General features: G+C 72.1%; 4 protein-coding genes and 1 pseudogene. 3 read left to right on the top strand and 2 right to left on the bottom strand.

Features of this window, described 5'->3' with window-relative positions:
* Both SSBG_RS34270 and SSBG_RS06120 read right to left on the bottom strand, forming a co-directional pair.
* Positions 1-1,935, bottom strand: a pseudogene (locus tag SSBG_RS34270) (hypothetical protein); the annotation flags it as partial.
* Between the two features lie 393 nt (positions 1,936-2,328).
* The gene (locus SSBG_RS06120) at positions 2,329-2,625 is read right to left on the bottom strand and encodes a DUF397 domain-containing protein (protein ID WP_007821465.1); all 297 of its coding nucleotides are present in this window, start codon (positions 2,623-2,625) and stop codon (positions 2,329-2,331) included.
* Between the two features lie 760 nt (positions 2,626-3,385).
* Here SSBG_RS06120 and rpsO point away from each other — a divergent pair.
* From rpsO to SSBG_RS06105, 3 genes are all read left to right on the top strand, one after another.
* Positions 3,386-3,673 carry a 30S ribosomal protein S15 gene (gene rpsO / locus SSBG_RS06115; protein WP_007821463.1) on the top strand — a complete coding sequence of 96 codons (288 nt, stop codon included), beginning with the start codon at positions 3,386-3,388 and terminating at the stop codon, positions 3,671-3,673.
* 754 nt (positions 3,674-4,427) lie between these two features.
* Positions 4,428-6,644, top strand: a complete 2,217-nt coding sequence (locus SSBG_RS06110) for a polyribonucleotide nucleotidyltransferase (protein ID WP_037869062.1) — start codon at positions 4,428-4,430, stop codon at positions 6,642-6,644.
* A complete protein-coding gene (locus SSBG_RS06105; RefSeq protein WP_008745332.1) occupies positions 6,641-8,056 on the top strand; it encodes a M16 family metallopeptidase in 1,416 nt (471 codons plus the stop codon). Before SSBG_RS06110 ends, SSBG_RS06105 begins: the two co-directional genes overlap by 4 nt.
* The last annotated feature ends 98 nt before the right edge of the window (positions 8,057-8,154 follow it).

The raw sequence follows: 8,154 nt of genomic DNA, 5'->3' as shown, positions 1-8,154 counted from the left end.
GTCCTCGGCGCCCCCCTCCGAGCCGTCCTGCGTACCGTCTCGCGCGTCGGTGGAGGCGGCGTCGGCGGGAGGGAAGGCTGGCGGCAGCGACAGGCCCCCGGGCGGCGTCGTGGCGACCGCCCACGTGCCGGCGTCCCCGGCCGCGTCGCGCGACGACGACGCGGCGTCCGCGCCGTCAGACGCGACCCCTGCCTCGGCCGCCTGCCGCGCCGCGCCACCCGGGACGTCGCGCGGCTCCGTGCCGCCGAGCCGTACGGCATCGTCCGGCTCGGTACCCGCCGCGTCGAGCGGCCCGGCGCCCGCGACGTCGCGCGGTGCCTGCTCTTCTACGCCGCGCGGCTCCGCATCCGTTACGTCGCGTGGTTCCCTGTCCGCTCCGTCGCGTGGCTCCGCGTCCGTCACGGGCGCTACGTCGCGTGCTTCCCCGCCCGTCGCCTCCGTGACGGAGTCGCGTTCGGTGCCCGTGACGTCGCGTCGTTCCGTACGCGGCGCGTCGTCCGAAGCGGCGTCCCGGACAGGCGCCGTCCGGTGGGCCGTCGAGTCTTCCGCGTCGTTCGGCAGCGACGCGTCGTCTTGCGGCGCGGCGTCGGGTTCGCGCCGGACCGAGGGCATCGAGAAACGCATCGTCGCGCCGCTCTCCAGGTCGCCGGGGCGAGCGGACGACTCGGCCGGTACAAAGCCACTCCCCTCGGGAAGGCGTGGGACCGCGGAGACGGCGCCCGGTGGGGGCGTGAAGCCCGTCGCGGCGGGCGACGTGGGGGGCATGGGGGGCAGCATGAAGTAGTCCTCGCGCGACTCCCACGCACCGGACGCGGAGCTGCCCGGGGACGCGGCATCATCGGGCTTCTCCACGTCGGCGGCCTCGCCGCCGCCTACCGCTTCGTCGCCCTCTTCCCGCACCGTCGCGTGCTCCGGCGGCGCCTCGCCCGGTGTCTTCGGCTGGGGCGGCGCGTCGTCGCGCGGCGCCGTGGCGCCCTCCGTCGCGTCGCGCTCACGCGGCGTCGCGTATGCCACGTCGCGTACGTCGCCCGCGTCGTCCACCCCGTACGCCGCGTCACCGGCGCCCGGAGGTACGTCGTCCTCGTCGCGACTCCGCGCCGTGTCCCGCTCTATCACGGCGCGGCGTCGCGCGTCGTCGGACGCGTCGTGCCCCGCCGCGCCCAGGTCCGGCGCGGCGTCGTCTGCCCCGCCCACATCCGATGCGACGTAGCGCGCCGCCCCGCCGTCCTCGGACGCGGCGTCGCCCGTCCCGGCCACGGCGGTCGTGCCGGCCGCGCCGTGGCGTACCGCGTCGCTCTCTTCGGACGCGACGTCACCAGCCGCGACCCCGTCCGACGCCGCGACCCCTGCCGCGTCCGGGCCCTGCTCCGTGTCCCGGTCTCCCCGAACCCTCCAGGGCGGAGCGTCGCTCGCGGTGCTGGAACCGGTGGTGAACGGGAGCCCCGACAGCCCGCCCAGCGACGCAGCCGTCCACGACGCGTCACGTCCGTCCGCCTCCGGCTTCGCCTCACCCGCCACCGGCTTGTCGGCGTCGTCTCCCACTCCCGCGGTGCTCACCGCATCCGCCGAAGCACCGACCGAACCCGCACCGGCCTGCGGCGCGGCCCACTCCTTCACGGCGCTCCACTCCCGCTCCGGGCCCCTCTCCCGCTCCGCGCCGTGCGCCTCCGCCGCACCGGGTTCGGCGCCGTCTCCCTGCTCGTCGCCGCGCGACGCATCGGCTCCCGGCTCGACGCCGTTCGTCTCGGCGCCGTTCGGCCGGTCGTCCTCCTGGGCCGCGTCGCCTGTCTTCTCGGCGCTCTGGGCCGCCGTGGCCGTGTACCAGGCCGTCGACTGGTCGAAACGGAACTCGCCGGTGGTCTCGGCGACGGATTCCTCGTGGTCAGCGCCGGAAGCCGAGCGGCCCCCGCGATACGCGTCCCGGTCGCTGCTCACAGCTCCTCCAGGTGATTCGGCACTCGTGCGTCGGGGCGACGGAGTCACGTTCCCCCGCCGTCTCATGGGCCTGGAGAACCGGCCCCCCGTGACGGGCTCCGTGAACCGCTGGGTCACGCAGCACGCCTGACCCCAGACTAGTCATCACGTATGCCGAATAGCAGGGCTCTACGCGCGCATCGGATGGCCGCAGACATGTCCTCCCACGCAATGATCTCCCGAAGTCACGCGAAGTGTTCCCGAGTTGGGGTCGTCCCGGCCGCGCGGTGCTCGCCTCCCGCGACCTCGACGGCCAGCGCGGAGGCGTGACTTCACCGGCCGAGCTGCCGCCGGGGAGCGGACAACGCGAAGGCCGGGCGCCCGTTTTGGGAACCCGGCCTTCACACCATCGGATTACGCGAGGTCGAACTCGCCGTCACGCGCGCCGAGTACGAAAGCGGTCCACTCCGCCTCCGTGTAGCGCAGCACAGTGTCGTGGTCGAGCGAGGACCGCATGGCCACGCCTCCTCCCGGCAGGTACGCGATCTCGACGCGCTCCTCGTCGGGGGAGGTTCCGGGCGGGCCGATCCACTCGACGCCCGAGATGTCGAGCGAATACAGCTCGTTCTTCTCCCGCTCCTTGCGCGCCTTCGTCTCCTCGTCCAGCTCCACCGGCGCGGCCGGTGCCGTGGCCTCGTGCTCCTCGGACATGAATGACTTGCCCTTCCCCGAAGTGGTCCTGTGCCCAACTCGCCCGTACGCGGCGCGCGGAGCGCTCGTCGATGAGGGCTGCCCCAGCGTACTGGCGCTCCGTGGGGCGTGCGCCCGCTTCGGCGGCTTCTCCGGAAGAGGGGCGATGACCGGACAGGAGAGGACGGCGACCGCGATTAGAGAGGTAGGGATGGTGACCGCATATGACCGGTCGCCTTCGGCCGCAATCGGTCACTTCCGCTCCGGTGCGACCGACCACTTCTGCTCGGTCGCACTCGGCCACTCCCGCGCGGGAGTGATTCAGTCACGTCCCGGAGGACTCGCCTGCGACCTCGAAGGTGCATTCACGACCTCGAAGAGCCTGAAAAAGCTCCCGCGAAGATCAAAAGAGGTCTGCACAAGCCCTCAGAGCTAAAATCTCCGTTACAGCACAGCACAGCACAGCACAGCACAGCCCGGTCGCGGTCCGTGAGCCCAACCGCTCGCCCCTCACTCCAACCAGCCGCCCCTCACTCCAACCAGCCGCCGCTCGCTCCTCACTCCGACCGGCCGCCGCCTCGAAGCGTGCCCCCGCGCCCCCGCCCCCCGGGCGGACAGGTCGCGATCTCACCCTGCTAACCTTGACACCGGCCGTATGTGTACGCGTTCCCGGAATCCCTGGGAACAGCGCCCAGCGTGCCCCGCCTCCCGAGTAACGGAAGCTCCCCGGCGATGCAGACCCGGGGCACTCGGTGGCTCATTGGATTCACTAGGAGATCGCGTGTCGCTCGACGCCGCCACGAAGAAGCAGATCATGGGCGAGTTCGCCACCAAGGAGGGTGACACCGGTTCTCCCGAGGTGCAGGTCGCTCTGCTCTCGCGCCGGATCTCGGACCTGACCGAGCACCTCAAGACGCACAAGCACGACCACCACTCCCGTCGTGGCCTGCTGATCCTGGTCGGCCAGCGCCGCCGGCTGCTCCAGTACCTGGCCAAGAAGGACATCGCGCGCTTCCGCGTGCTCGTCGAGCGCCTCGGCATCCGCCGCGGTGCGGCGGGCGCCCGCTGAGGTCGTCGTGAAGGGAGCGGTTCCCCTGCACAGGGAACCGCTCCTTTTGTCGTACGTGCGGCAGGGGCCACTCAGTTTGTAGGCTGGACCCCGTACGCAACGCAAACAAATGAACAGGGGAAGCGACTCCACGCCGCCGCCGGTCCTCGGTAGTGGCCCCCGGCAAGGCTCACCGGCCCGCAAGGCCGAGAGCGGCCCGCAGGCCGAGCAAGCCGCAAGGCCAGCAAGTCTCCGGAGCCCAGCAGGCCCGTGGACCGCGCAAGGTCCGCGAGCCCGGCAGGCCCGCGAGCCGAGCACGGCCCCACGGCACGCAAGCCCCGTGCAGCCCACCAGGCCCGTACGGATCACGGCCACCAGAGCCAGAGCCCCCGGGTGCTTCGATCGAAGACCGGCCAGCAACCAGGAGCCGCTTCTCCACCAGCTGCACCGCGGACCCGCCACGGGCGGACCGCACCCCGCGACCCCCCGGGCCGCACCCCGCGACCCGCCCCGGCGGACCGCATCGCGACCCGCCGAAGCCCCTCCCCGGAGGGACCCGGCGGACCGCACCCCGCGCCCCCTCCCCGGAGGGACCCCGCGACCGCGAGCCCCGCGCCCCACCCGGACGCGACCTCGCACCCGCACGACCCGCGCACTTCCTCCCCGGAGGAACCCGCCACCCCGCGCGCCCCTCCCCCCCGGAGGGACCCGCACCCCGCGGCCCGCCACACGGGCGAGGCCGCGCGAAGACGAGACGTAAACGGAGAAACCCCTGGTGGAGAACGAGACCCACTACGCCGAAGCCGTCATCGACAACGGCTCCTTCGGCACCCGCACCATCCGCTTCGAGACGGGCCGCCTCGCCAAGCAGGCCGCAGGGTCCGCCGTCGCGTACCTGGACGACGACACGATGGTCCTCTCGGCCACGACCGCGTCCAAGAACCCCAAGGACCAGCTCGACTTCTTCCCCCTCACGGTGGACGTCGAGGAGCGGATGTACGCGGCCGGCAAGATCCCCGGCTCCTTCTTCCGCCGGGAGGGCCGCCCCTCCGAGGACGCGATCCTCACCTGCCGCCTGATCGACCGCCCGCTGCGCCCCTCCTTCAAGAAGGGCCTGCGCAACGAGATCCAGGTCGTCGAGACGATCATGGCGCTCAACCCCGACCACCTCTACGACGTGGTCGCGATCAACGCCGCCTCCTGCTCCACGCAGCTCGCGGGCCTCCCCTTCTCCGGCCCCATCGGCGGCACCCGCGTCGCCCTCATCAAGGGCCAGTGGGTCGCCTTCCCGACGCACACCGAGCTGGAGGACGCCGTCTTCGACATGGTCGTCGCCGGTCGTGTCCTGGAGGACGGCGACGTCGCGATCATGATGGTCGAGGCCGAGGCCACCGAGAAGACGATCCAGCTCGTCGCGGGCGGCGCCACCGCCCCGACCGAGGAGGTCGTCGCCGCCGGTCTGGACGCCGCGAAGCCCTTCATCAAGGTGCTCTGCAAGGCCCAGGCCGACCTCGCCGCGAAGGCCGCCAAGCCGACCGGCGAGTTCCCGATCTTCCTGGACTTCCAGGACGACGTGTACGAGGCCCTCACCGCCGCCGTGCGCGGCGAGCTGGCCCAGGCGCTCACCATCGCGGGCAAGCAGGAGCGCGAGGCCGAGCTGGACCGCGTCAAGGGCCTCGCCGCCGAGAAGCTGCTCCCGCAGTTCGAGGGCCGCGAGAAGGAGATCTCCGCCGCCTACCGCGCCCTCACCAAGGCCGTGGTCCGCGAGCGCGTGATCAAGGACAAGAAGCGCATCGACGGCCGCGGCGTCACCGACATCCGCACCCTGGCCGCCGAGGTCGAGGCGATCCCGCGGGTCCACGGCTCGGCGCTCTTCGAGCGCGGCGAGACGCAGATCCTCGGCGTCACGACGCTCAACATGCTCCGCATGGAGCAGCAGCTGGACACCCTCTCCCCGGTGACCCGCAAGCGCTACATGCACAACTACAACTTCCCGCCGTACTCCACCGGCGAGACCGGCCGCGTCGGCTCCCCCAAGCGCCGCGAGATCGGCCACGGCGCCCTCGCCGAGCGCGCCCTCGTGCCCGTCCTGCCGACGCGCGAGGAGTTCCCCTACGCGATCCGCCAGGTCTCCGAGGCGCTCGGTTCCAACGGCTCGACGTCGATGGGCTCCGTCTGCGCCTCGACCATGTCGCTCCTGAACGCCGGTGTGCCCCTCAAGGCCCCCGTCGCCGGTATCGCCATGGGCCTCATCTCCGAGACGCACGGCGGCGAGACGCACTACGTCACGCTCACCGACATCCTCGGTGCCGAGGACGCCTTCGGCGACATGGACTTCAAGGTCGCCGGCACGAAGGAGTTCGTCACCGCGCTCCAGCTCGACACCAAGCTCGACGGCATCCCCGCCTCGGTCCTGGCCGCCGCGCTCAAGCAGGCCCGGGACGCCCGCCTCCACATCCTCGACGTGATGATGGAAGCGATCGACACCCCGGACGAGATGTCCCCCAACGCCCCGCGGATCATCACCGTCAAGATCCCCGTGGACAAGATCGGCGAGGTCATCGGCCCGAAGGGCAAGATGATCAACCAGATCCAGGAGGACACCGGCGCCGAGATCACGATCGAGGACGACGGCACCATCTACATCGGTGCCGCCGACGGCCCGGCCGCCGAGGCCGCCCGCACCACGATCAACAGCATCGCCAACCCGACGATGCCGGAGGTCGGCGAGCGCTACCTGGGCACGGTCGTCAAGACCACGACCTTCGGCGCGTTCGTCTCCCTGCTCCCCGGCAAGGACGGCCTGCTGCACATCTCGCAGATCCGCAAGCTCGCCGGCGGCAAGCGCGTGGAGAACGTCGAGGACGTCCTCGGTGTGGGCCAGAAGGTCCAGGTTGAGATCGCCGAGATCGACTCGCGCGGCAAGCTCTCCCTCATCCCGGTCATCGAGGGCGAGGACGGCGACGAGAAGAAGGACGACACGGACAAGTGACGTCACGCAGTACGCGTACGACGGCCCGCCCCACCACCAAGGGGCGGGCCGTCGCCCGTAGCACCGAAACCACGGCGCGCGCCGCCAGGGCCCGCACCCAGACCCTCCTGCCCGGCAAGGACGGCGTCGGCACGGTCCGCCGCACCACGCTCCCCGGCGGCCTCCGCGTCGTCACCGAGACCCTGCCCTCGGTCCGCTCCGCGACCTTCGGCATCTGGGCCCACGTCGGCTCCCGCGACGAGACCCCGGCGCTCAACGGCGCGACGCACTACCTCGAACACCTCCTCTTCAAGGGCACCGCACGCCGCACCGCCCTCGACATCTCCGCCGCGCTCGATGCGGTCGGCGGCGAGATGAACGCCTTCACGGCGAAGGAGTACACCTGCTACTACGCGCGGGTCCTCGACACCGACCTGCCGCTCGCCATCGACGTCGTCTGCGACATGCTCACGGGCTCGACCCTGGACGCCGCCGACATCGACGCCGAGCGCGGCGTCATCCTCGAAGAGATCGCGATGACCGAGGACGACCCGGGCGACGTCGTGCACGACCTCTTCGCGCACACGATGCTCGGCGACACCCCCCTGGGCCGCCCCGTCCTCGGCACCGTGGACACGATCAACGCGCTCGGCCGCGAGCAGATCGCCCGCTTCTACAAGCGCCACTACGACCCCACGCACCTCGTCGTCGCCGCCGCGGGCAACGTCGACCACGCCAAGGTCGTACGCCAGGTACGTGCCGCCTTCGACCGCGCGGGCGCCCTCGGCCGCGCCGAGGCCGCCCCCCTCGGTCCGCGCGAGGGCACCCGGCTCATCAGGGCCGCGGGCCGCGTCGAGGTGCAGAACCGCCGCACCGAACAGGCCCACGTCGTGCTCGGGATGCCCGGCATCGCCCGCACCGACGAGCGCCGCTGGGCCCTCGGCGTCCTCAACACGGCCCTCGGCGGCGGCATGTCCTCGCGCCTGTTCCAGGAGGTGCGCGAGAAGCGCGGCCTCGCCTACAGCGTGTACTCGTACACGTCCTCGTTCGCCGACTGCGGGCTCTTCGGCGTCTACGCCGGGTGCAGGCCCAGCCAGGTGGACGACGTCCTCAAGATCTGCCGCGAGGAACTGGAGACCGTCGCCGCGCACGGCCTCGCCGACGAGGAGATCCGCCGCGCCGTCGGCCAGCTCGCCGGCTCCACCGTCCTCGGCCTGGAGGACACGGGCGCCCTCATGAACCGCATCGGCAAGAGCGAACTGTGCTGGGGCGAGCAGCTCTCCGTGGACGACATGCTCGCCCGGATCGCCGCGGTCACCCCCGACGAGGTGCGCGCCGTCGCGCGTGACATCCTCGGTCAGCGCCCCTCGCTGTCGGTGATCGGGCCGCTCAAGGAACGCCAGACGGCGCGCCTGCACGAGGCCGTCTCCTGAGCGGAGCGCGGCGTGGCCCCGGCGACGGGGCGGCGCCGCGCGCCGACCGCACCGCCGCGCGACGTCGCGCCCCCGCACCGCCACACGGCCGGTGCGAC

The sequence above is a fragment of the Streptomyces sp. SPB074 genome (assembly GCF_000154905.1).
Taxonomy (GTDB): Bacteria; Actinomycetota; Actinomycetes; order Streptomycetales; family Streptomycetaceae; genus Streptomyces.
This window is presented reverse-complemented; position numbering and strand designations above follow the sequence as displayed.